Raw genomic sequence first — 20880 nt, 5'->3', positions numbered from 1 at the left:
AGGGAATATCAGAACGGGACCCACAACGTCACCCGCGTGCCACCCCCGGCGAGTCCCGACTCGACCAGCGACGTCCCGCCGACCTCGGCCAGCCGCGCGGTGATCGACTCGCTGATGCCGAACCCGGCCGGGTGGTCGGCCGCGCTGAACCCGCTCCCGTGGTCGCGGGTGATCACCGCGATCCCGCCGTCGCGCTCCTCGACGCGGACCACGACCCGGTCGGTGCCGGAGTGCTTCATCGTGTTCCGCATCGCCTCGCGGACGGCGTCCCGGATGGCGATCTGCCGGACCTCCGAGAGCGTGTCGTCGTCGAGCTCGGCCACCACGAGCTGGGCGCGCAGGCCGTCGCGGGCCATCTCGGCGGCGAGCGCGGCGAGCTTCTCGCCCAGCGGCCGGGCGCCGGCCTCGGCCCGCTCGGACGCCGCCGACTCGATCGTGTGGCGGATCTCCATCGCCTGCGCCCGTGCCAGCCGCTGGATCTCCACCAGCCGTTCTTCGGCGTCGCCGGGGCCGGACAGCGCCATCGCCTCCAGCGTCTGCAGCACGGTGTCGTGCAGCATCCGGTGCTGCTGGGCACGCTCGGCGAGCCGCCCGTTGCGGGTGCCGTAGGCCAGCGCCAGGCGCGTGCCGAGACCGGTCAGCACCAGCGCGGCGGTGGCCAGGAAGAGCTCCGCGAGCAGGACGGAGTACGTCGAGAACGCGGCCCCGGCCAGGAAGCCGCCGGTGTTCAGCCAGTTCGCCAGCATCCGGAGCGGGAAGCTGAGCAGCCCGAACACCACACCGATGGGGAGACCCAGCGCGAGCGTCAGCAGCCCGATCTCGCCGAACAGGTGGACGCTGGTGACCGCGAGCGCGTCGAAGTACGCCTGCGTGGGCACGGTCAGCGCGATGACCAGCGGCGAAAGCACGGTGAAGGCCAGGTCGACGGCCAGGAGCTTCCCGGCGTTCCGGCCGCGGAACGGCGCCGACCGGAACATCCAGCGGAGGCCGATGACGTTCAGCGCCACCGACAGGAGGGTGAACACCCCGACCGGCAGCAGCCCGGTCGTGCCGCGCTGGAAGACGTAGACGCCGAACTGGCCGGGCACCGCGAGCAGCCGGTACGCCAGCGGGATGAGCACGACGTACCGGGTCGCGCGCAGCAGCAGGCCGTCGCGCTCGGTGGGGTCGATCGGACCCGACATCCGCGAGATGCGCCGCAGCGCGTGCATCGGGGCCGGATCGGCGATCTCGTCGGGCAGCTCACTCGTGGCGGTGGCGATCGCGGGGGCACCGCGCCGCAGCAGCGCCACCAGGAAGCTGCCCCCGCCCGCCACCGGTCAGACGCCCCCGATGCCGTTTTCCGCGGCCCACTTCTTCAGCTCGGCGACCGCCTCGTCGTGGTCCAGCGGCCCGCGGTCCAGGCGCAGCTCCTTGAGGAACTTCCACGCCTTCCCGACGTCCGGCCCCGGCTTGAGGCCGAGCAGCTCCATGATCTGCTCGCCGTTGAGGTCCGGCCGCACGCGGTCGAGGTCCTCCTTGGCCTTGAGCGCGGCGATCCGGGCCTCGAGGTCGTCGTAGGTCGCCTGCAGCGCGGCCGCCTTCCGGCGGTTGCGGGTGGTGCAGTCGGCGCGGACCAGCTTGTGCAGCCGGGTCAGCAGCGGCCCGGCGTCGGTGACGTACCGGCGGACCGCCGAGTCCGTCCACTCGCCCTTGCCGTAGCCGTGGAACCGGAGGTGGAGGAACACGAGCTGGGAGACGTCGTCGACGATCTCCTTCGAGAACTTCAGCGCCCGCAAACGTTTGCGGGCCATCCGCGCGCCGACCACCTCGTGGTGGTGGAAGCTGACACCGCCGCCCGGCTGGAACTCCCGCGTCGCCGGCTTGCCGACGTCGTGCAGCAGCGCCGCCAGCCGGAGGATCAGGTCCGGCTCGGACGTCGGCTCGTGCGTCTTCTCCAGGTCGATCGCCTGGGCGAGCACGGTCAGCGAGTGCTGGTAGACGTCCTTGTGCTGGTGGTGCTCGTCGATCGCCAGCCGCATCCCGGGCACCTCGGGCAGCACCCGGTCGGCCAGCCCGGAGTCGACCAGCAGCTCCAGGCCCGGCTGCGGGTCGGCCGCCAGCATCAGCTTCGACAGCTCGGCCTGCACCCGCTCGGCGGTGATCCGGTCGATCTCCTCCGCCATCGACGTCATCGCGTCGACCACCCGCGGCGCGGCGGTGAAGCCCAGCTGCGCGGCGAAGCGGGCCGCGCGCAGCATCCGCAGCGGGTCGTCGGCGAACGACTCCTGCGGCGTCGCCGGGGTGTCCAGGACCCGCTCCCGCAGGGCGCCCAGCCCGTCGTGCGGGTCGATGAACGTCTTGGACGCCAGCTCCACGGCCATCGCGTTGACCGTGAAGTCGCGGCGCAGCAGGTCGCCCTCGATGCTGTCGCCGAAGGTGACCTCGGGGTTGCGGCCGACACGGTCGTAGCTGTCGGCGCGGAACGTCGTGATCTCGAGCTGCATGCCCTTCTTCGTCACGCCGACCGTGCCGAAGGCGATGCCGACGTCCCAGACCGCGTCGCCCCAGCCGCTGACGATCTTCAGCACCCGGTCGGGCCGCGCGTCGGTGGTGAAGTCGAGGTCGCCGGACTCCCGGCCGAGCAGCGCGTCGCGCACGCTGCCGCCCACGAGGTACAGGCGGTGCCCCGCCCTGGCGAACCGCTCCGCCAGCTCCTCCGCCAGTGGGGAGACCTGCATCAGCTCCACCACCTGCTTGTCGACCACGTCGTTCACGAAAATCCCACTACGTTCCAGGTGCGATTGCTCCAGGCACCGCCGGACACGGACACGGAGAGCCAGCCTACCGGGGCAACCGTTTGCTCTAGCATCGCAGCATGTCTGGATCAGCCGGCCGCCCCGGCGCCTCGAAGCCGCGCAGGCGGCGGAGGCGTCAACGCGGCAGGCGCCTGACCACGGTCGACGAGACGTCGTGCGGTGGCCTCGTGGTCGATGCGGATCGCGAACAGGCGGTGCTGATCGGCCGGCTCGACCGGCACGGCAGACTGCTGTGGTCGCTGCCCAAGGGCCACATCGAGGACGGTGAGACGGTGGAACAGACGGCTGTGCGCGAGGTGAAGGAGGAAACCGGCATCTCCGCGCGCGTCATGCGGCCACTGGGCACCATCGACTACTGGTTCGTGGCCGAGAAGCGGCGCATCCACAAGACCGTGCACCACTTCCTGCTCGAAGCGCTCGGCGGTGAGCTCTCCGACGAAGACGTCGAGGTCACCGAGGTGGCCTGGGTCCCGCTGGCCGAGCTGGAGACCAAACTCGCCTACTCCGACGAGCGCAAGCTCGTCCGGAAGGCCAAGGAACTTTTCGCGCGCCCGGACGTCCTCGGACGAGACGAGCACGCCCCTGAGGGAGCCCCCGAGTGAAGCGGTTCGCCGCAACCTTCCTTTCCGTCCTCTTCCTGGCCGTCCCCGCCCTCGCCGGCGCCTCGGTGGCCCAGGCGGCCGACGGCGCGCGCCTGCGCGTCGACCTGGCCGGGCTCAGCCCGCGGGTGATCACGACTTCGACGACGGCGCTGACGGTCACCGGCACGGTGACCAACACCGGCGACCGCCGGGTCGTCAAGCCGCAGGTGCGGCTGCAGGTCGGGGACCGGGCGACGACCGAACGCGGGGTCGGCGACGTGCTGTCCGGCGCGGTCGTCAGGGACACCCCGCTGACCGAATTCACTTCCGTCGCCGACGTGCTGGAACCGGGCCAGAGCGCCCCGCTGGACATCACCGTCCCGCTGACCGGGACACGGGCGGGCCGGTTCGCCCTCCCCGGCGTCTACCCGCTGCTGGTCAACGTCAACGGCACCCCGGAGTTCGGCGGGCCCGCGCGGCTCGGCGCGGTCAGCATGCTGATGCCGGTGCTGGCCGGGCCGGGCCGGCAGGCGGGCGGCCGGACCGGGACGCCGCCGAGCATGACCCTGCTCTGGCCGCTGACCGGCAACGTCCCGCACGTCTACGCGGCGCCGTACGGCAACCCGGTGGTGCTGGCCGACGACCGGCTGGCCGCCGAGCTCGGCGGGGACGGCCGGCTGAACGCACTGGTCACCTCGGCGGCGTCGGCCGTGCGGGACAACTCCAGCCTCGCCAAGTCGATGTGCTTCGCGCTCGACCCGGACCTGCTCGCCACCGTCGACGCGATGACCCGCGGCTACCTCGTCCACACCGACGCGGGCAACGTCGACGGCAAGGGCGCCGAGGCGGCGAAGACGTGGCTGTCCGAGCTCCGCACCCTGGTCGGCGGCCGCTGCGTGGTCGCGCTGCCGTTCGCCGACGCCGACCTCGACGCGCTCACCCGGATCCGGCCCGGCGACACCGGCCTGGTCACCCGGGCGGCCACCGGCGCGGCGACCATCCAGGAGCTGACCGACGTCACCCCGCAGACCGGCGTGCTCTGGCCGGACGGCACGCCCAGCGCGTCGGTGCTCACCGCGCTCACCGAGGCCGGCGTGCGGACCCTGCTCACCGACGCGGGCAAGCTCGCGCCCGCCGCGGCCGGCGGCGGCGTCACCGTGCAGGGCAGCACCGTCCGCGTGCAGCCGACCGACTCGCTGATCTCCGCCGCGATGACCGGCGTTCCGACCGTGCCCGGTTCGGTCACGGTCCCCGCGACGACCGAGCGGGCGATCGCCGCCCAGAACGGCCTCGGCGCCCTCGCCTACCGCGCCGGGCTGGGCCTGGCCGCGGGGCAGCAGCGGCCGGACCACGTGCTGGTCGCGCCGCCGCGGCGCTGGGACGCCTCGCCCGAGGAGTTCGCCACCTACCTGCAGCAGGTCGGCGACTTCCTGAACGCCGGCCTGGTCACCGCGACCGGGCTGCCGGCGTTGCTCGCCGCCGCCCCGGCGACCTCCGGCTCGGTCGGCGACGGTGAGCCGGTCCCGGTCACGGGCGTCGACGCCGACGTCGTCTCGACGCTGGCCGGGCTCGACGTCAAGGCCACCGGGCTGGCGTCCGCGATGCAGCTCGACCCGACCAAACGGGTGAAACCGGACGACGTCGTCGAGCCGGTCCGGCTGGCCGAGCTGCGTGGTGCCTCCACGGCGTGGCGGGGACTGCCCGCGGACGCCGCGACCACGAACGCCCAGGCCGAGCTGACGGCGATCAGCGGCCGGGTGACCGTCTCGCAGCCGAAGCAGACCATCGCGCTGGCGTCCGGCAACTCGCCGCTGCCGGTGTACGTCAGCAACGACCTGCCGGTGGGGATCAACGCCCGGTTCGCCCTCGACAACAACACCGGCCTGCGCCCGGAGGAGGCCGGTGACCGGTTCTTCCCCGCCAGCGGCGGTAAGAACTACTTCCTCCCGGTGGAGGCGCTGCGGGCCGGCCGGTTCAGCGTCGATGTGTCGTTGCGCACGCCGACCGGTACCCCGCTCGGGTCATCCGCGCGGTTCGAACTGACGTCCACCGAATACGGCGCGATCACCATCATCGCGACCGTCGCCGCAGGTGTGGCCCTGCTTCTGCTCGCTTCCCGGCGGATCTACCGGCGGGTGAAGGACGCCCGCGCGGGCCGCGACGTCGTGAGCTGATCGCTCGGCCTTTGAGTGTTCCGGGCGGTTCGCGATTACCCTTGGTCCGCACGTGCGCGGCACCGGGCCGCGGCACCGGAGTAGAGCACCGAGGATTGGGCACGCGTTGGAGAGAGAGCCGGGCTTACCACCCGAGCGTGCGGGTCGTCCTCGGCGCGAAGGCCCCCCGCCCCCGCAACGGGGCGACGGGCCCCCGAAGGCAGCACAGCCGGCACAGCCGGCACAGCCGTCCCAGCCGGTCCGCCGCCAGCAGCCGCCGCCTCCGCCCCCGGAGCGCGGCCGCCGCCAGCCGCCCCGCAACGGCCACACCCGCCAGATGCCACCCCCGGACGACGCGACGGTCCGCAACCAGCGCCCGGTCCGCGACGACGTCCCGCCCCGCCGCCCGGCCCGCGACCAGCGTCGCGGGCGCGAAGACGCCCCGGCCCGTGGCCGGCGGCCCGCCCGCGACGACGTCCCCCCGCGCGACGGCTGGCCCGTCCACGACGAGGCTCCGGTCCGGGAACGCCCGGCAGGCGACGACGCACCTCCTCGAGACGGCCGTCCGGTCCGCGAGCCACGTCCGGTGGGCGACGACGGCCCCGGACGTGACGGGCGCCCCGTCCGGCGCGTCCCGCCCCCGCAGGGCCCGCCTCAGCCGCCGCGCGGCGGCCAGCCCCCGCGCGGCGCGGGGCCGGCGCCCACCCGCGTCCAGCCGGTGCCGCCGCCGAATCTGCCGAACCCGGCGGGGCCGCCCGGTCCGCCGCCGCAACCGAGCGCGCCACAACCGGGCGGGCCGCAGCAGAGCGCGTCGCTCCAAGGCCGGCTGCCGCAGCCGTCCGCGCCGCCGCTGCCACCGCCCCCGCCCCCGACCCCGCCTCCCGGCACCCCGCCGCCCGGCAATCCGGCGCTGGGCCCCGGCACCCCGCCGCCGGGCACGCCCGTCCCGCCCCGCGGCCGCGGCTCCCGCCGCCCGGCGCCCGTCCGGCCGTGGCAGGAGGAGGCGCAGCAGGTCCCGCGCCCACCCGACCCGGAGGCGACGCGGTTCATCCCGCGCACCGCCGGCGTTCCGCTGAACTCGCGCTGGCCGGTCGCCGACCCCGACGTCATGCGGCCGTACGACGCGCTGGCCACCCAGGTCATGCCGGCGCTCAAGGGGCCGCTGGTCAAGCCCCGGCCGGGCGAGGACGTGCCGGAGGCCCCGGCCAAGGCGCCGTCGCTGGCGAAGGCGTCCGGCCGGATGGCCATCGCTTCGCTGATCAGCCGGATCACCGGCTTCCTGTGGAAGCTGCTGCTGGTCGGCGCGATCGGCCAGGGCATCGCGAACGACTCGTTCAACGTCGCCAACACGATGCCGAACATCATCTTCGAGCTGCTGATGGGTGGCGTGCTCGCCAGCGTCGTGGTGCCGCTGCTGGTGCGTTCGCAGGACGACCCCGACGGCGGCACGGCCTACACCCAGCGCCTGATCACGGTGGCGTTCTCGCTGCTGCTGGTCGGCACGGTGGTGGCGGTGATCGCGGCGCCGGCGTTCACGAGTCTCTATGTCGACTCCTCCGGCGGGGCGAGTGCGGACCTCACCACGGCGTTCGCCTACCTGCTACTGCCGGAGATCTTCTTCTACGGCATGTTCGCGTTGCTCTCGGCCGTGCTCAACGCCAAGCAGATCTTCGGCCCGACGGCGTGGGCGCCGGTGATCAACAACCTGGTGGTCATCTTCACGATCCTGGTCGTCTGGATCATGCCGGGCGACATCGACACCGGCCACGTCTCGATCACCGACCCCAAGGTGCTGACGCTGGGCATCGGCGTCACCGGCGGCATCGTCGCCCAGGCACTGCTGCTGATCCCGCCGCTGCTGCGGTCCGGCTTCCGGTTCAAGTGGCGCTGGGGCATCGACAAGCAGATGAAGGAGTTCGGCGGCCTCGCGCTGTGGATCCTCGGCTACGTCGCGGTGAGCCAGATCGGCTACACGATCAACACGCGCGTGCTGACCAGCGGTTCGCCCGGTGGTGTGACGGCCTACAGCAACGCCTGGCTGCTCTTCCAGCTGCCGTACGGCGTCATCGGCGTCTCCCTGCTGACCGCGATCATGCCGCGGATGAGCCGCGCGGCGGCCGACGGCGACCACAAGAAGCTGATCGGCGACCTGTCGTACGCGTCCCGGATCTCGACGGTGATGCTCGTGCCGATCTCCGCGGTGATGACCGTGGTCGGCGGCTCGATCGGCATCGCGCTGTTCACCTTCGGCAAGGGCACGCTCGACACGGCCGAGCGGCTCGGCGACGCGCTGGCGATCTCGGCGTTCGCCCTGCTGCCGTACGCGCTGGTGATGCTGCAGATGCGGGTGTTCTACGCCATGAAGGACGCCCGCACGCCGACGCTGATCATGATCGTGATGACGCTGGTCAAGGTGCCGCTGCTGTACCTGTGCCCGGTGCTGCTGGCGCCGGACAACGTCGTGCTCGGCGTGATGATGGTCAACGCGCTGACGTTCGTGGTCGGCGCGATCCTCGGCCAGGTTTGGCTCTGGGTGACGCTGGGCAACTTGCGCAGCAAGCGGGTGATTGGCGTGATTCTGTTCACGGTCGTGGCGAGCGTCCTCGGCGTCGCCGCGGCGTGGTTGGCGGGGAAGCTCGTGCCGGACGCGTTCGGGCCTCGCCTGGGGGCCTGGGCGAAACTGTTGCTGCAGAGCATCGTGGGCATCGTCGTCTCGTTCGGCGTGCTGATGGCCCTGAAGGTCGAGGAGCTCCAGCCGGCCACTTCGAGGTTCACCCGGTTGATCAAGCGCCGGTAACGATTGCGGTACGGAAGGCGACGACTCCCGCGTCGTATTCTGGGTAACCTTGGAGCGGGGAGCTAGCGGGAGAGTGCGGGTGGACACGAGGCGGAGCGAACAGGCGGGGGGTGCGAACCACGTGGGCAAGGCCCAGGTCGGATCGCTGGCCCCCGGGCGTGTGGTCGGCGACGGCCGCTACCGCCTCCTCGCGCAGTTCGGCGTGGACGAGCGGGGAGACGCGCACCTTTGGCGCGCCCGGGACGGGCAGCTGAAGCGGGACGTGGCGCTGACCCTGCTGGTCGGCGACCCGGCGGATCCCGAAGCCGCCCGGCTGGCCCGGCGGACGCTGGAACGTGCGACGCACGCGTCGAAGTTCGGCCACGGCGGTGTCGCCCGCGTGCTGGACGTGCTCGCCCTCGGCAGCGGCATCACCTCGAGCGAAGGCCTGCTCGGTGTCGTCGTCGCGGAGTGGACCAAGGGCAGCGACCTGGTCGACCTCGTCGCGCAGCGGCCGGTGGCGCCCGCCGCGGCCGCGCGGATGGTGCAGGCGCTGGCCGAAGCCGTCGAGCAGGCGCACCAGAACGGGCTCGTCCTCGGTCTCGACCACCCCCAGCGCCTGCGGCTGACGCCGAGCGGGGCGCTGAAGCTCGCGTTCCCCGGCCCGCTGCCGGAGGCGACGCTGCGCGACGACGTCAAGGCCCTCGGCGCGGTCCTGTACCTGCTGCTGACCGGCCGCTGGGCGCTGCCCGGCGGCCCGCCCGCGATCCCGGCGGCCCCGATGACGCCGCAGAACCGGATCGTCCCGCCGCGTCAGCTGGTGCCGACGGTCCCGGCCGATCTGTCGTCGCTGGCCGTCCGCACGATCGAGGACGGCGGCAACGGCGGCATCCGCACCAGCGCGGCCATCCTGCGCGTCCTCGACCAGGTCGCCGAGGAAGAGGAGCGCACCCAGCTGATCAAGGCCGTCGGCGGGGACGCCGTCGAGCCGGACGGCACGATCTGGACCACGAAGAAGCCGGTCAAGGACGTCGCCCGGCGGCGCAAGCTCGCCCTCGGCGTCACGGTGCTGGTGGTCGCGACCGTCATCATCCTCGCCTGGGGCGGCCTGATGCTGATCAACGTCTTCCAGGGCGATTCGAAGGCGAGCGGGCCGTCGATCAACGTCGCCGCCCCGCCGGCGTCGAGCCAGCAGAACGGGACGCAGCCGCCGCCGTCGTCGAACCCGGCCCCGCCGCCGTCGCCGTCCGTGGGCGCCGCGGTGCCCCCGCAGTCGGTGGCGGTCTACAACCCCGAGGGCAAGGGCGACAACACCGGCCGGGCGAAGTACGCGACCGACGGCAAGCCCGAGACGGAGTGGCGGACCGAGAAGTACAAGCAGCAGTTCCCCACCATCAAGCCGGGTGTCGGGCTGCTCGTCGCGTTCGAAAACCCGATCAACCTCAGCCAGGTGAAGGTCATCGGGGGCACCCCGGCCACCAAGGTCGAGATCCGGTCGGCCACCGGGAAGAACCCCGACCTGGCCGACACGAAGGTGGTCGGCAACGGCGACCTGAAGAACGGCGAGACGACGATCGCGCTGGCCCAGCCGACGCAGGGCCAGTACTTCATCGTCTGGATCACCCAGCTGGGCGACGCGGACGGGCAGTTCATGACCGAAATAGGCGACCTGTCCTTCCTGCCTGCGGGGTGACGCACCCGACAGGGTCAGTAGGCTCTCCCGGGTGACAGCTGCAGCTCCCACGGATGCGGATCTGATAGCGGCTCACGCCGCCGGGGACCCTCATGCGTTCAGCGAACTCGTCCAGCGACATCGCGACCGCATGTGGGCGGTCGCGCTGCGCACGGTCCGCGACCCGGAAGAGGCCGCCGACGCGTTGCAGGACGCGTTCATCTCCGCGTTCCGCGCGGCCGGGAACTTCCGGGCGGAGTCGCAGGTCACGACGTGGCTGCACCGGATCGTGGTCAACGCCTGCCTCGACCGGATCCGCCGCCGCCAGGCACGCCCGACCGTGCCGCTGCCGGAGACCGGTTTCAACGAACCCGCCACGCCCCGTGACTCGATGGCCGAGCGGGAGACCAGCCTGCTCGTGCGCGAGGCGCTCGACCAGCTGCCCGAAGACCAGCGTGCCCCGATCGTGCTGGTCGACGTCGAGGGATACTCCGTCGCCGAGACGGCCAAGATGCTCGGCATCGCCGAGGGCACGGTGAAGAGCCGCTGCGCGCGGGGCCGCGGGAAACTCGCGAAGGTTCTCGGGCACCTGCGGAACCCCGATGCGATTGCGAACGTCCCAACTCACGAAAGCAAACGGGCCGGGCGTCAGCCGGGTAGCGGGGAGGGACGATGACGGACGAAAGCCGGGGGATCGGGGGGACCGTCGGTCCGCCCTGGTCTGTCGACGTGCTCGCCGACCTCCACGCCGGTGTCCTGGAGGACCCGCAGGCGGCCGAGCTGTGGGCGCTGGTCGACGCCGACCCGGAGGCCCGGGCGATCCTGGACGCCCTCGACGCCACGCAGGCCGACCTCGCCTCACTGGCGGACGCGCCGGCCCCGCGGATGCCCGCGGAGTTCGCCGCGCGGCTGGACGCGGCACTGGCCGCCGAAGCAGCCGCCGCCTTTCCCGAGCGAGCACAGTCTGGACGAGCCCAGCACCAGCCTCAGGGCGCCGCGCAGGCACCGCAGCAGGCCGGGCCCGGGGACGCCCCGGTGGTGGACCTCGCGGCGGCCCGGCGGCGCCGGAACAAGCGGCTCGGCTGGGCCGCCGGCGTCCTGACCGCGGCCGCGGCCGCGATCGTCGCCGTGACCATCGCGATCCCGGGCACCTCGCAGCAGACCGGCACCCCGAACGTCGCGGCTCCAGCTCCGACGGGCCCTTCGGTCGGCAACGACGGCGCCGGCGCGCAGGCCCTGGTCGGCAAGGCGATCGGCGTCCGCGACTTCGGCCCGCTGCAGAACGAGGACCGCCTCGACGCCTGCATCGCGGCCGCCGGACTGGACCCGAAGGTGCGCCCGGAGGGCATCCGCCCGGTGAACGTCGGTGGCAAGGCCGGCGTGATGATCATCCTGACCACCGGCAAGCTGGCCCAGTTCCGGCTCGTGGCCTTCGGCGCGGACTGCGGACCGGGAAATCCGGCCGTCCTGTTCGACAAGGTCGTCGGGGAGAAGTAGCGGCTGTCACGACTGGGAACATGGCCACATACGATCGTGTTGAGCCTGGTACACGGGTCACTACGAGCGGAGGTCACGGGTGGCTGCCGAGGAAATCAGGAACCTGATCATCGTCGGGTCGGGTCCTGCCGGATACACCGCTGCCGTTTACGCGGCGCGGGCCCAGCTTGAACCGCTGGTGTTCGAGGGCACGCAGTTCGGCGGCGCGCTGATGACGACGACCGAGGTCGAGAACTTCCCCGGGTTCCGCGACGGCATCATGGGTCCGGACCTGATGGAGGAGATGCGCAAGCAGGCCGAGCGCTTCGGCGCCGAGCTGCGCGCGGAGGACGTCGAGTCGCTGGAGCTGACCGGGGACGTCAAGTACGTCCACGCGAACGGCAAGCGGTACGCCGCTCGCGCCGTCATCCTCGCCATGGGTGCCGCGGCGCGGTACCTGAACGTGCCGGGCGAGCAGGAACTGCTCGGCCGCGGTGTGTCGGCCTGTGCGACCTGTGACGGCTTCTTCTTCCGCGACCACGACATCGTGGTCGCCGGCGGCGGCGACTCGGCGATGGAGGAAGCGACCTTCCTGACGAAGTTCGCGAAGTCCGTCACGATCGTCCACCGCCGCGACGAGTTCCGCGCGTCCAAGATCATGCTCGAGCGCGCCCGCGCGAACGAGAAGATCAAGTGGCAGCTGAACACGCAGATCACCGGGGTGCTCGGCGACGGCAAGGTCGAGGGCCTGCAGCTGAAGGACACCCAGGACGGCAGCGAGTCGACGCTGGACGTGTCGGGCTTCTTCGTCGCGATCGGCCACGACCCGCGCAGCCAGCTCGTGAAGGGGCAGGTCGAGCTGGACGAGGACGGCTACGTCATCACCCAGGGCCGCAGCTCGTACACGAACCTGGACGGCGTCTTCGCGGCCGGCGACCTGGTCGACCGCACCTACCGGCAGGCGATCACCGCCTCGGGCTCCGGGTGCAGCGCGGCGATCGACGCGGAACGATGGCTCGCGGAGCACGGCGAATCGGACGCGCACGAGGCGGCCGAGCTCGTCGGCGGCGGCTACGGCCCGGGCACCAACTGACTTTCCGGCGTTCAACCATCCCTGAAGGAGAAACCATGGCCAACACCGTCAAGGTGACCGACGCGACGTTCGTCGACGAGGTCCTGACCAGCGAGAAGCCGGTCCTCGTCGATTTCTGGGCCACCTGGTGCGGCCCGTGCAAGATGGTCGCCCCGGTGCTCGAGGAGATCGCGGCCGAGAACGGCGAGAAGCTGACCATCGCCAAGATCGACATCGACGAGAACCCGAACACGCCGCGTGACTACCAGGTGATGTCCATCCCGACGCTGATCCTGTTCCAGGGCGGCAAGCCGGTGAAGCAGATCGTGGGCGCGAAGCCGAAGGCCGCGCTGCTGTCGGACCTCGCCGACGTGCTCTGAACCGAACCAGCCCGGCGAACCCGGGGCCTGCGGGAATCCTCCTGCTGGCCCCGGGTTCGTTCGTCATTCGGGCTAATTTCAACGATGTTGCTTAATCGAGCGTGACAGCGGCCACCGTGGGTACTCCACGAACGGGTCCTTGACCTACCTACCGGGCCTGCGCTGTCACCCAGAGTTGGCAAGGCACAATAGAGGACCTGGGCTCGTCCCAGCGAAGGTTTTTGAAATCCTGCCACGCACCGAGCCCCCGAATTCGGTGCCTGAGGAAGAGCGAGGAGTGCATGCGGGTACTCCGCCGCGGTGACGCCGGTCCGGACGTCGCCGAGATCAGGTCCATCCTGGCCGGGATGGACCTGCTCCCGCCGGTCACCGGTACCGACGACTACGACACCTTCGACGTCGCCGCGGAGCACGCCGTCCGTGCCTTCCAGCAGCGTCGTGGGCTGATGACCGACGGCATCGTGGGTCCGGCTACGTTCCAGGCGCTCAAGGGCGCCAGCTACCACCTGGGCAGCCGCCCGCTGTCGTACATGATCGCCTCGCCCGTGCACGGCGACGACGTCTTCACCCTGCAGGAGCGGCTCACCGAGCTCGGCTTCGACGCCGGCCGCCCCGACGGCTACTTCGGGCCGGCGACCGAGCGCGCGCTCAAGACGTTCCAGCGCGACATGCGCCTGACGCCGGACGGCATGTGCGGTCCGGCCACCATCCGCGAGCTGCACCGCCTGTCCTCGCCGCGGGCCCGGGGCGGTCGCCCCGTGTTTCTGCGCGAGCAGGAGCAGGTGCGCCAGGCCGGGCCGCGGCTGCGCGGCAAGCGCATCGTGATCGACCCGGGCCACGGCGGCGACGACCTCGGCGTGGTCGCCGGCGGCCTGCGCGAGGCCGACATCGCGTGGGACCTCGCCCGTCGGCTCGAAGGCCGGATGAAGGCCGCCGGCATGGAGGCGCTGATCTCCCGCGGCCCGAACCAGAGCCCCACCGAGCTCGAGCGCGCCAAGTTCGCGAACGACGCGGGTGCCGACCTGTTCCTCTCGCTGCACAGCGACAAGAACGCCTCGCCGCGTGCGCAGGGTGTCGCGAGCTTCCACTTCGGCACCGGCAACGGCACGACGTCCACGGTGGGCGAGCTGCTGGCCGGCTTCATCCAGCGCGAGGTCGCGGCCCGCACGGGCATGCTCGACTGCCGCACGCACTACAAGTCGTGGGACATCTTCACCCGCACCCGCTGCCCGGCGGTCCGGGTCGAGATCGGCTACCTGACGAACCCGGACGACGCCCGCAACCTCGGCGACCCGGCGTTCCGCGACATCGTCGCGGAGGGCATCCTGATCGCGGTCAAGCGGCTGTACCTGCTCGGCGAGGGCGACCAGCCGACGGGCACCTTCACCTTCGCCGACGTCCTGGCGCACGAGCTCGCCAAGGCCGAATAGGGCCGACCACAACCCCCTAGCGGCTCTCCTTCACCTGCCCCACCACCCCTGGGGACGCCACGCGCGCGTCCCCAGGTTTCGGGGCAGTTCTCCACAGCTTTTCCACCGCTCCTATCAGCGCTCTGTGGATAACTCGGCACTTCTTCCACAGTTGTGCACACTGGGTTGCGGGCATGCCGAAACACAAGCGCAAACGTTTGCGGATGGGAATCAGGCGCGGCCGAGGCTCGGCTCGGCGGTGGTGATCGTCACCTGGCCGAGCAGCCGCTCCAGGGCCGCCTCGACGTCTTCCTTCCAGGTGATCGCCGACCGCAGCTCGAGGCGCAGGCGGGGCCACTTCTGGTGCGGGCGGACCGTCTTGAAGCCCACGCTCTGCAGGAAGGCCGCCGGCAGCACACAGCTGTGGCCGCCGTCGGGGTCCGATTCCTCGGGCTTCGCGTCGCCGAACGCCTCGATGGCACGGACGCCGCGTTTGGTCAGGTCCTTGGCGACCGCCTGGACGAGCATCCGGCCCAGCCCGCCGCCGCGGAACTCCGGCAGCACCTGGAACGCGGTCAGCAGGACGGCGTCGGCACTCGGCGGCGACGTCGGGAAGGCCAGCGCGCGCGGGACGGCGTTCGGCGGGGCGTACAGCACGAACCCGACCGGCAGCGTGTCGCTGTAGACGATGCGGCCGCAGGAACCCCACTCGAGCAGCACGCTCGAGACCCAGGCTTCCTTCTCGACCTCGGTCGCGCCGAACTCCTCGGCCTGGTGCTTGAGGTGGGGGGCGAGCTCCCAGTACACGCACCGGCGACAGCTCTTCGGCAGGTGCTCCAGGTTGTCCAGTGTGACGCCCACGACGCGACGCGACACCCGCGACCTCCCTGACCTGCGCTCCCGACCGGCTGCCCGCTCGTCCAGCCGCGCAGGATCCACGGCACGAACACGAGAGCCACGGTCGAGGATAGGCCGATGTGACGAGCACCGGAAGGCCAGGGGGTCCTGATGGGTGCCCGGTTACACTCGATGGGATCTACCAGCTCCCGCAGGAGTGACCGTGTCCGCCTAGCCCCGGGTGAACGTCGATGACCGAGAACCGCCCCAGCAAGCCGCACAGCGGCCGCCAGAACCTCGACCCGCACCTGGAGCGGTACGCCGCGCGCACCGCCGGGATGACCGCCTCCGAGATCCGGGCACTGTTCGCGGTGGCCAGCCGGCCCGAGGTGGTTTCGCTGGCCGGCGGCATGCCGAACCTGGCGGCGCTCCCGCTCGACACGCTGTCGGCGCAGGTGGCCGAGATCATCGCCGAAGACGGCTTGGTGGCGCTGCAGTACGGCTCGGCGCACGGCGTCCCGGCGCTGCGCGAGCAGATCTGCGAGATCATGGCCCTGGAGGGCATCAAGGCGCACCCGGACGACGTCGTGGTGACCGTCGGCTCGCAGATGGGCCTGGACATGGTCACGCGGCTGTTCTGCGACCCGGGTGACGTCGTGATCGCCGAAGGACCCTCGTACGTCGGTGCGCTGGGCTCGTTCGCCGCCTACCAGGCGCAGGTCGTGCACGTGGCGATGGACGACCACGGCCTGGTGCCGGAGCTGCTCCGCGAGGCGCTCGACCGGACGGAGAAGGCCGGCCGCCGGGTCAAGTTCCTCTACACGATCCCGAACTTCCACAACCCCGCCGGCGTCACACTGGCCGTCGAGCGCCGTGCGGAGATCCTGGAGATCTGCCGCACCCACGGCGTCCTGGTCGTCGAAGACAACCCGTACGGGTTGCTCGGTTTCGACGGGCAGACGTACCCGGCGCTGCGGTCGGCCGATCCCGACAACGTCGTGTACCTCGGCTCGTTCTCGAAGACGTTCGCCTCCGGCCTGCGCGTCGGCTGGGTGCTGGCGCCGCACGCCGTGCGCGAGAAGCTCGTGCTCGCCGCGGAGTCGGCGACGCTGTGCCCGCCGACGTTCAACCAGATGATCGTCTCGCGCTACCTGGCCACGCACGACTGGAAGGGCCAGATCAAGAAGTTCCGCGAGAACTACCGCGAGCGGCGTGACGCGATCCTGTCCGCGCTCGACCAGTACCTGCCGCCGGGCTGTTCGTGGACCAAGCCGGACGGCGGCTTCTACGTCTGGGTGACGGTGCCGGAGGGCGTCGACACGAAGGCGATGCTGCCGCGCGCGGTGACCGCACGGGTCGCGTACGCGTCCGGAACCGGCTTCTACGCCGACGGGTTCGGCAGCCGCCAGATGCGGCTCTCGTACTGTTACCCGACGCCGGAGCGGATCCGCGAAGGCGTGCGGCGGCTGGCGGCCGTGCTGGAGTCCGAAATGGACCTCGCTCGCACCTTCGGTAGCGTGGTTTCGCGCCAGATCCAGGGACCGCAGAACCCGTCCCCGGACACGGTCTAATTCTTTTCAGCTAAGGAGTTTCCACGGTGGTCGACCGTACCGTTGCCGTGCTCGCCGGCGGGCTCTCGCACGAACGCGACGTCTCCCTGAGGTCCGGGCGACGGCTGTCCGCGGCGTTGAAGTCCGAGAGCTTCGGCATCGAGGAGTGGGACACCGACGCGGGATTGCTGGAGCGCCTGCGCACGCAGCGCCCGGACGCCGTAGTCGTCGCGCTGCACGGCGGCGAGGGCGAGAACGGCTCGGTGCAGACGGTGCTGGAGATGCTGGAGGTGCCGTTCGTCGGCACCGGCTCCCAGGGCTGCCGCCGCGCGTGGGACAAGCCGACCGCGAAGGCGCTGATCGAGAACGCCGGGTTCACGACGCCGGACTGGGTGGTGCTGCCGCACAGCACGTTCCGCGAGCTCGGCGCCCAGGCGGTGCTCGACGCGATGGTGGAGCGCCTCGGCCTGCCGCTGATCCTCAAGCCCGACCAGGGTGGTTCGGCGCTCGGCACGCAGGTGGTCCGCGAGGCCGCGGAACTGCCGGCGGCGATGGTCGGCTGCTTCGCCTACGGCGACACCGTGCTCGCCGAGCGGTTCGTGGACGGCGTCGAGGTGGCCGTGACGGTCATCGAGGGCGAGGACGGGCCCGAGGCCCTCCCGGCGGTCGAGATCGTGCCGGAGAGCGGCGTGTACGACTACACGGCCCGCTACACGGCCGGCCTGACCGACTTCTTCACCCCCGCCCGGCTCGACGACGCCGCGGCCAAGGCGGCGGCCGAACTCGCCGTCGCCGCCCACCGCGTGCTCGGGCTGCGGGACATCTCGCGGACCGACGCGATCGTCGCCGCGGACGGCACGGTGCACTTCCTCGAAGTGAACCCGTCGCCGGGCCTCACCGAGACGTCGACGGTGCCGATGGCGATCGAGGCGGCGGGCAAGTCGCTCGGCGCGGTGTTCGGTGAACTCATCGGGCGCGCGATTTCTCGCTGACCCTTCACCCACGAAAGGCCACTACCGAAGTTCGGTGGTGGCCTTTTTCGTGTCGCGAGCGATGATCACCAACCGTGCCCGCGATGGCTCCGGTGAGCAATCATCACCGTGACGAAACACCCTGGGGTGATCCCTAATCGGTTTTCGGTGTCTGATTTGCCCCATTCGCATCGATGATCGCGACGATGCGCTCGAGGTCGTCGACCGAGCCGAACTCGAGCGTGATCCGGCCCTTGCGGCGGCCGAGGTCGACCTTCACGCGGGTGTCGAAGCGGTCCGAGAGGCGGTTCGCGAGCTCCTGCAACCCCGGCGCCTGGATCGGCTTGCGCGGTGCGGGCTTCGGCTTCGCCGGCTTCTCGCTCTTCTTGAGCGTGACGGCTTCCTCGGTCGCCCGCACCGACATGCCCTCCGCGACGATGCGCGTGGCGAGCTCTTCTTGGCTTTCGGCGTCGTCCAGCGACAGCAACGCGCGCGCGTGCCCGGCGGAGAGCACGCCCGCGGCGACGCGCCGCTGCACCGGCAAGGGGAGTTTGAGGAGCCGGATCGTGTTGGTGATGACCGGCCGGCTGCGGCCGATCCGGCTCGCCAGCTCCTCGTGGGTGACCGCGAACTCGTCGAGCAGCTGCTGGTACGCGGCCGCCTCTTCGAGTGGGTTCAGCTGGACGCGGTGGATGTTCTCCAGGAGCGCGTCGCGCAGCATCGACTCGTCGGCGGTCTGCCGGACGATCGCCGGGATCGCTTCGAGCTCGGCCTGCTGCGAAGCACGCAGCCGCCGCTCGCCCATGACGAGCTCGTACTCGTCGTTCCCGAGCTCGCGGACGACGATGGGCTGCATGAGCCCGAACGCACGGATCGAGTGCTCGAGTTCGGCGAGCGCCTCTTCGTCGAAGACCTGGCGCGGCTGCTTCGGGTTCGGCTTGATCGAGCCGACGGGGATCTCGCGGTAGACCGCGCCGGCGACCTCGCCGGCGTGCTGCTGCGCTTGACCGTTCGCCGCGAACCAGCCCTTTTCCTCGGCCGCCTTCTTCTCCGCCGCCGTGTCGCCGGGTGCGGGCAGGGGACCACCGCCGGTGGGTCCGGTCGGGATCAGGGCGGCGAGGCCCCGCCCCAGCCCTCCTCGACGCTCGGTCATGTCGAACTACCCTTCTCCATCTGTGCGCCGCGCTCGGCGATCTCCTTGGCCGCGTCGACGTAGCTCATCGCCCCGCGCGAACCGGGATCGTAGGCGAGCACGGTCTGGCCGTACCCGGGCGCCTCCGACACCTTCACGCTGCGGGGGATGACGGTCTTCAGCACGGTGTCCCCGAAGTGGTTCCGCACCTCGTTCGTCACCTGGTCGGCCAGCTTGGTCCGGCCGTCGTACATGGTGAGGAGGATCGTCGAGACGCGGAGCTCGCGGTTGAGGTGCTGCTGCACGAGCTCGATGTTGCTCAGCAGCTGCCCGAGACCTTCCAGCGCGTAGTACTCGCACTGGATCGGGATGAGCACCTCCTGCGCGGCGACCATCGCGTTGACCGTCAGCAGGCCCAGCGACGGCGGGCAGTCGATGAGGACGTAGTCGACGCCGATCTGGTCGAGGATCTCCGAGGAGATGGCCTCCTTGAGCCGGGACTCGCGAGACGCCATCGAGACGAGCTCGATCTCGGCGCCGGCGAGGTCGATCGTCGCCGGGACGCAGAAGAGGTTGGGGGACTGCTCGGTCGGCTGGGCCGCCTCCGCGAGCGTCACCTCGCCGATGAGCACCTCGTAGATGGAGGGCGTCCCGGACCGGTGGTCGACGTCGAGCGCGGTGCTCGCGTTGCCCTGCGGGTCGAGATCGACGACGAGCGTCTTGAGCCCGTGGACCGCGAGCGCGGCGGCGAGGTTGACCGTGCTGGTGGTCTTGCCGACGCCGCCCTTCTGGTTGGCGACGGTCAGCACGCGACGGCGGCCGGGACGGGGAAGCGTCCTCTCGGGATTCAGCAGACGAGCGGCGCGGGCGGCTTCTTCGGCGATCGGGGTCCAGCCCACGTCGGGGGTGGTCTCCGTGGAGTCGGACGGCGGGGGATTCACCGGTCTCGACACCTCCTCCATGTTGACATCTGGTCGATGGTCGAGTCGCGTCGTTTCACGTGGAACATCGCGGCCCGTTAACGCTTCCTGCTCCGCGCCTTCGGCTTGCTTGCTGCTGGAAGGCGACGGATCTTCACGACCGTGCTGGGGACCTCTAGTACTGCGGCACCGCATTCGACGATCAGCGGGTCAGCCCCGCCGGCCTTGCGGATGGCGGCGCCGTCCCGCGCGATCTCGTCCGCCGCGCTGGCGCCCTTGAGGGCGACCAGGAAGCCGTCGGGACGGACCAGCGGCAGGCACCAGTCCGCGAGACGAGCGAGCGGGGCGACCGCGCGAGCGGTGACGATGTCGGCGCCACCGAGCTGCTCACGCACAGGCGGCTCCTCCGCGCGTCCACGGACGATGGTGATCGGGAGTTCCAGCTTCTCGGCCACCTCGGCCAGCCAGTCCACCCGGCGGGCCATCGGTTCGAGCAAGACGATATCGAGGTCCGGTCGCGCGATCGCCAGCGGTACACCCGGAAGCCCGGCTCCCGACCCGACGTCGACCACGCGAGCGCCCGGGGGCATCTGCTCGCCGATCACCGCCGAGTTGAGCACGTGCCGCTCCCACAGCCGCTCGACTTCCCGCGGACCGATCAGCCCGCGCTCGACCCCGTGCCGCTCCAGGAGTTCGACGTACCCGGCCGCTTGGTCGACGCGTTCACCGAACACTCGTCCCGCCGCGGCCCGCACCGTCTCCGCGGCCTCCTCCAAGCTCACTCCGTCTACTCCTCGTCCGCCGGTTTCACGTGAAACCGCGCTCGTTCGATTGTCCCCGATGAGCCGGAGAAAACGAGCCGACAGTCCGCAGATGTGGACAACTCCACTCAGCCGGCTGCGGCGGTGGGCGGTTCCACGTGAAACATCACGCGTGTAATTCGCTCGGCGGGGCCGCTCGGTCGTCTCCGGCGTCGCCCAAGCCATCGCGCGCGGGCACTGCCGCGGGAACCAGTAGTCGGCCGGGCGCATGGGCCGCACCCCACACACAAAGAAGCGGGCCCCCCCCGAACCCAAGGGTGGGGGCGCAAGCCGTACCCCGGGGTGAGGAGACCCCGGAGATAACCAACCGGCGCGTACGGTGCCAGCGCACG

General features: G+C 71.3%; 17 protein-coding genes and 1 pseudogene. 11 read left to right on the top strand and 7 right to left on the bottom strand.

The features are described from left to right. Positions 1 to 8 precede the first annotated feature (8 nt). Positions 9 to 1316 carry a sensor histidine kinase gene (locus ACFVYA_RS08675; RefSeq protein WP_387043769.1) on the bottom strand — a complete coding sequence of 436 codons (1308 nt, stop codon included), beginning with the start codon at positions 1314 to 1316 and terminating at the stop codon, positions 9 to 11. A gap of 3 nt (positions 1317 to 1319) precedes the next feature. Beyond that, positions 1320 to 2756, bottom strand: coding sequence for a CCA tRNA nucleotidyltransferase (locus ACFVYA_RS08670; protein WP_387043767.1), 1437 nt, complete (start codon positions 2754 to 2756; stop codon positions 1320 to 1322). Between the two features lie 101 nt (positions 2757 to 2857). Between ACFVYA_RS08670 and ACFVYA_RS08665 the strand changes: the two genes are divergently transcribed. The 9 genes from ACFVYA_RS08665 to ACFVYA_RS08625 all read left to right on the top strand — a co-directional run bounded on the left by ACFVYA_RS08665 (position 2858) and on the right by ACFVYA_RS08625 (position 14338). Then, positions 2858 to 3400, top strand: coding sequence for an NUDIX hydrolase (locus tag ACFVYA_RS08665; RefSeq protein WP_387043765.1), 543 nt, complete (start codon positions 2858 to 2860; stop codon positions 3398 to 3400). Then, positions 3397 to 5553, top strand: coding sequence for a DUF6049 family protein (locus ACFVYA_RS08660; protein WP_387043763.1), 2157 nt, complete (start codon positions 3397 to 3399; stop codon positions 5551 to 5553). The genes ACFVYA_RS08665 and ACFVYA_RS08660 overlap by 4 nt, the downstream gene beginning before the upstream one ends. Before the next feature lie 889 nt (positions 5554 to 6442). After that, positions 6443 to 8329, top strand: coding sequence for a murein biosynthesis integral membrane protein MurJ (murJ, locus tag ACFVYA_RS08655; protein WP_387043849.1), 1887 nt, complete (start codon positions 6443 to 6445; stop codon positions 8327 to 8329). Between the two features lie 79 nt (positions 8330 to 8408). Beyond that, entirely contained in the window at positions 8409 to 10001 is a 1593-nt protein-coding gene (locus ACFVYA_RS08650; protein WP_387043761.1) for a protein kinase family protein, read from the top strand. Positions 10002 to 10032: 31 nt separating this feature from the next. Then, positions 10033 to 10656 (top strand): RNA polymerase sigma factor SigM, encoded by a 624-nt coding sequence (gene sigM / locus ACFVYA_RS08645; RefSeq protein ID WP_034284380.1) that lies wholly within the window; start codon positions 10033 to 10035, stop codon positions 10654 to 10656. Beyond that, positions 10653 to 11477 (top strand): hypothetical protein, encoded by an 825-nt coding sequence (locus tag ACFVYA_RS08640; RefSeq protein ID WP_387043759.1) that lies wholly within the window; start codon positions 10653 to 10655, stop codon positions 11475 to 11477. The genes sigM and ACFVYA_RS08640 overlap by 4 nt, the downstream gene beginning before the upstream one ends. A 79-nt stretch (positions 11478 to 11556) precedes the next feature. Beyond that, positions 11557 to 12549, top strand: a complete 993-nt coding sequence (gene trxB / locus ACFVYA_RS08635) for a thioredoxin-disulfide reductase (RefSeq protein ID WP_285987494.1) — start codon at positions 11557 to 11559, stop codon at positions 12547 to 12549. A gap of 35 nt (positions 12550 to 12584) precedes the next feature. Continuing rightward, positions 12585 to 12908, top strand: a complete 324-nt coding sequence (gene trxA / locus ACFVYA_RS08630; RefSeq protein ID WP_003082899.1) for a thioredoxin — start codon at positions 12585 to 12587, stop codon at positions 12906 to 12908. 281 nt (positions 12909 to 13189) lie between these two features. Beyond that, positions 13190 to 14338, top strand: coding sequence for an N-acetylmuramoyl-L-alanine amidase (locus ACFVYA_RS08625; RefSeq protein WP_387043756.1), 1149 nt, complete (start codon positions 13190 to 13192; stop codon positions 14336 to 14338). 210 nt (positions 14339 to 14548) lie between these two features. Here ACFVYA_RS08625 and ACFVYA_RS08620 read toward each other — a convergent pair whose 3' ends face one another. Beyond that, entirely contained in the window at positions 14549 to 15193 is a 645-nt protein-coding gene (locus ACFVYA_RS08620) for a GNAT family N-acetyltransferase (protein ID WP_285987496.1), read from the bottom strand. Positions 15194 to 15405: 212 nt separating this feature from the next. On the opposite strand from ACFVYA_RS08620, the gene ACFVYA_RS08615 reads away from it, so the two are divergent. Then, a complete protein-coding gene (locus ACFVYA_RS08615) occupies positions 15406 to 16725 on the top strand; it encodes a PLP-dependent aminotransferase family protein (protein ID WP_387043754.1) in 1320 nt (439 codons plus the stop codon). 26 nt (positions 16726 to 16751) lie between these two features. After that, positions 16752 to 17696 carry a D-alanine--D-alanine ligase gene (locus tag ACFVYA_RS08610; protein ID WP_285987498.1) on the top strand — a complete coding sequence of 315 codons (945 nt, stop codon included), beginning with the start codon at positions 16752 to 16754 and terminating at the stop codon, positions 17694 to 17696. A gap of 133 nt (positions 17697 to 17829) precedes the next feature. On the opposite strand, the gene ACFVYA_RS08605 is transcribed toward ACFVYA_RS08610, so the two are convergent. From ACFVYA_RS08605 to ACFVYA_RS08590, 4 genes and pseudogenes are all read right to left on the bottom strand, one after another. Beyond that, positions 17830 to 18828 carry a ParB/RepB/Spo0J family partition protein gene (locus ACFVYA_RS08605; RefSeq protein WP_285987499.1) on the bottom strand — a complete coding sequence of 333 codons (999 nt, stop codon included), beginning with the start codon at positions 18826 to 18828 and terminating at the stop codon, positions 17830 to 17832. After that, the gene (locus ACFVYA_RS08600; RefSeq protein WP_387043847.1) at positions 18825 to 19748 is read right to left on the bottom strand and encodes a ParA family protein; all 924 of its coding nucleotides are present in this window, start codon (positions 19746 to 19748) and stop codon (positions 18825 to 18827) included. Before ACFVYA_RS08600 ends, ACFVYA_RS08605 begins: the two co-directional genes overlap by 4 nt. Positions 19749 to 19825: 77 nt before the next feature. Further along, positions 19826 to 20509: a 16S rRNA (guanine(527)-N(7))-methyltransferase RsmG gene (gene rsmG, locus ACFVYA_RS08595; protein ID WP_387043845.1), complete on the bottom strand. Its 684-nt coding sequence runs from the start codon at positions 20507 to 20509 to the stop codon at positions 19826 to 19828. A 168-nt stretch (positions 20510 to 20677) separates the two neighbouring features. Next, positions 20678 to 20767: pseudogene (locus ACFVYA_RS08590) on the bottom strand (DUF6886 family protein); the annotation flags it as partial. Between the last annotated feature and the right edge of the window lie 113 nt (positions 20768 to 20880).

Origin of the sequence: Amycolatopsis sp. NPDC058278 (genome assembly GCF_042881395.1) — a bacterium.
Taxonomy (GTDB): Bacteria; Actinomycetota; Actinomycetes; order Mycobacteriales; family Pseudonocardiaceae; genus Amycolatopsis.
Note: the sequence above shows the minus strand (reverse complement) of the source record. Positions and strands in the feature narration are given on the sequence as shown.

What these genes read in the sequence shown, in the direction of transcription:
- ACFVYA_RS08605 (WP_285987499.1), bottom strand. Translation starts at nt 18,828, where the DNA reads ATGACCGAGCGTCGAGGAGGGCTGGGGCGGGGCCTCGCCGCCCTGATC.
- ACFVYA_RS08665 (WP_387043765.1), top strand. Translation starts at nt 2,858, where the DNA reads ATGTCTGGATCAGCCGGCCGCCCCGGCGCCTCGAAGCCGCGCAGGCGG.
- trxA (WP_003082899.1), top strand. Translation starts at nt 12,585, where the DNA reads ATGGCCAACACCGTCAAGGTGACCGACGCGACGTTCGTCGACGAGGTC.
- ACFVYA_RS08625 (WP_387043756.1), top strand. Translation starts at nt 13,190, where the DNA reads ATGCGGGTACTCCGCCGCGGTGACGCCGGTCCGGACGTCGCCGAGATC.
- ACFVYA_RS08640 (WP_387043759.1), top strand. Translation starts at nt 10,653, where the DNA reads ATGACGGACGAAAGCCGGGGGATCGGGGGGACCGTCGGTCCGCCCTGG.
- ACFVYA_RS08615 (WP_387043754.1), top strand. Translation starts at nt 15,406, where the DNA reads ATGACCGAGAACCGCCCCAGCAAGCCGCACAGCGGCCGCCAGAACCTC.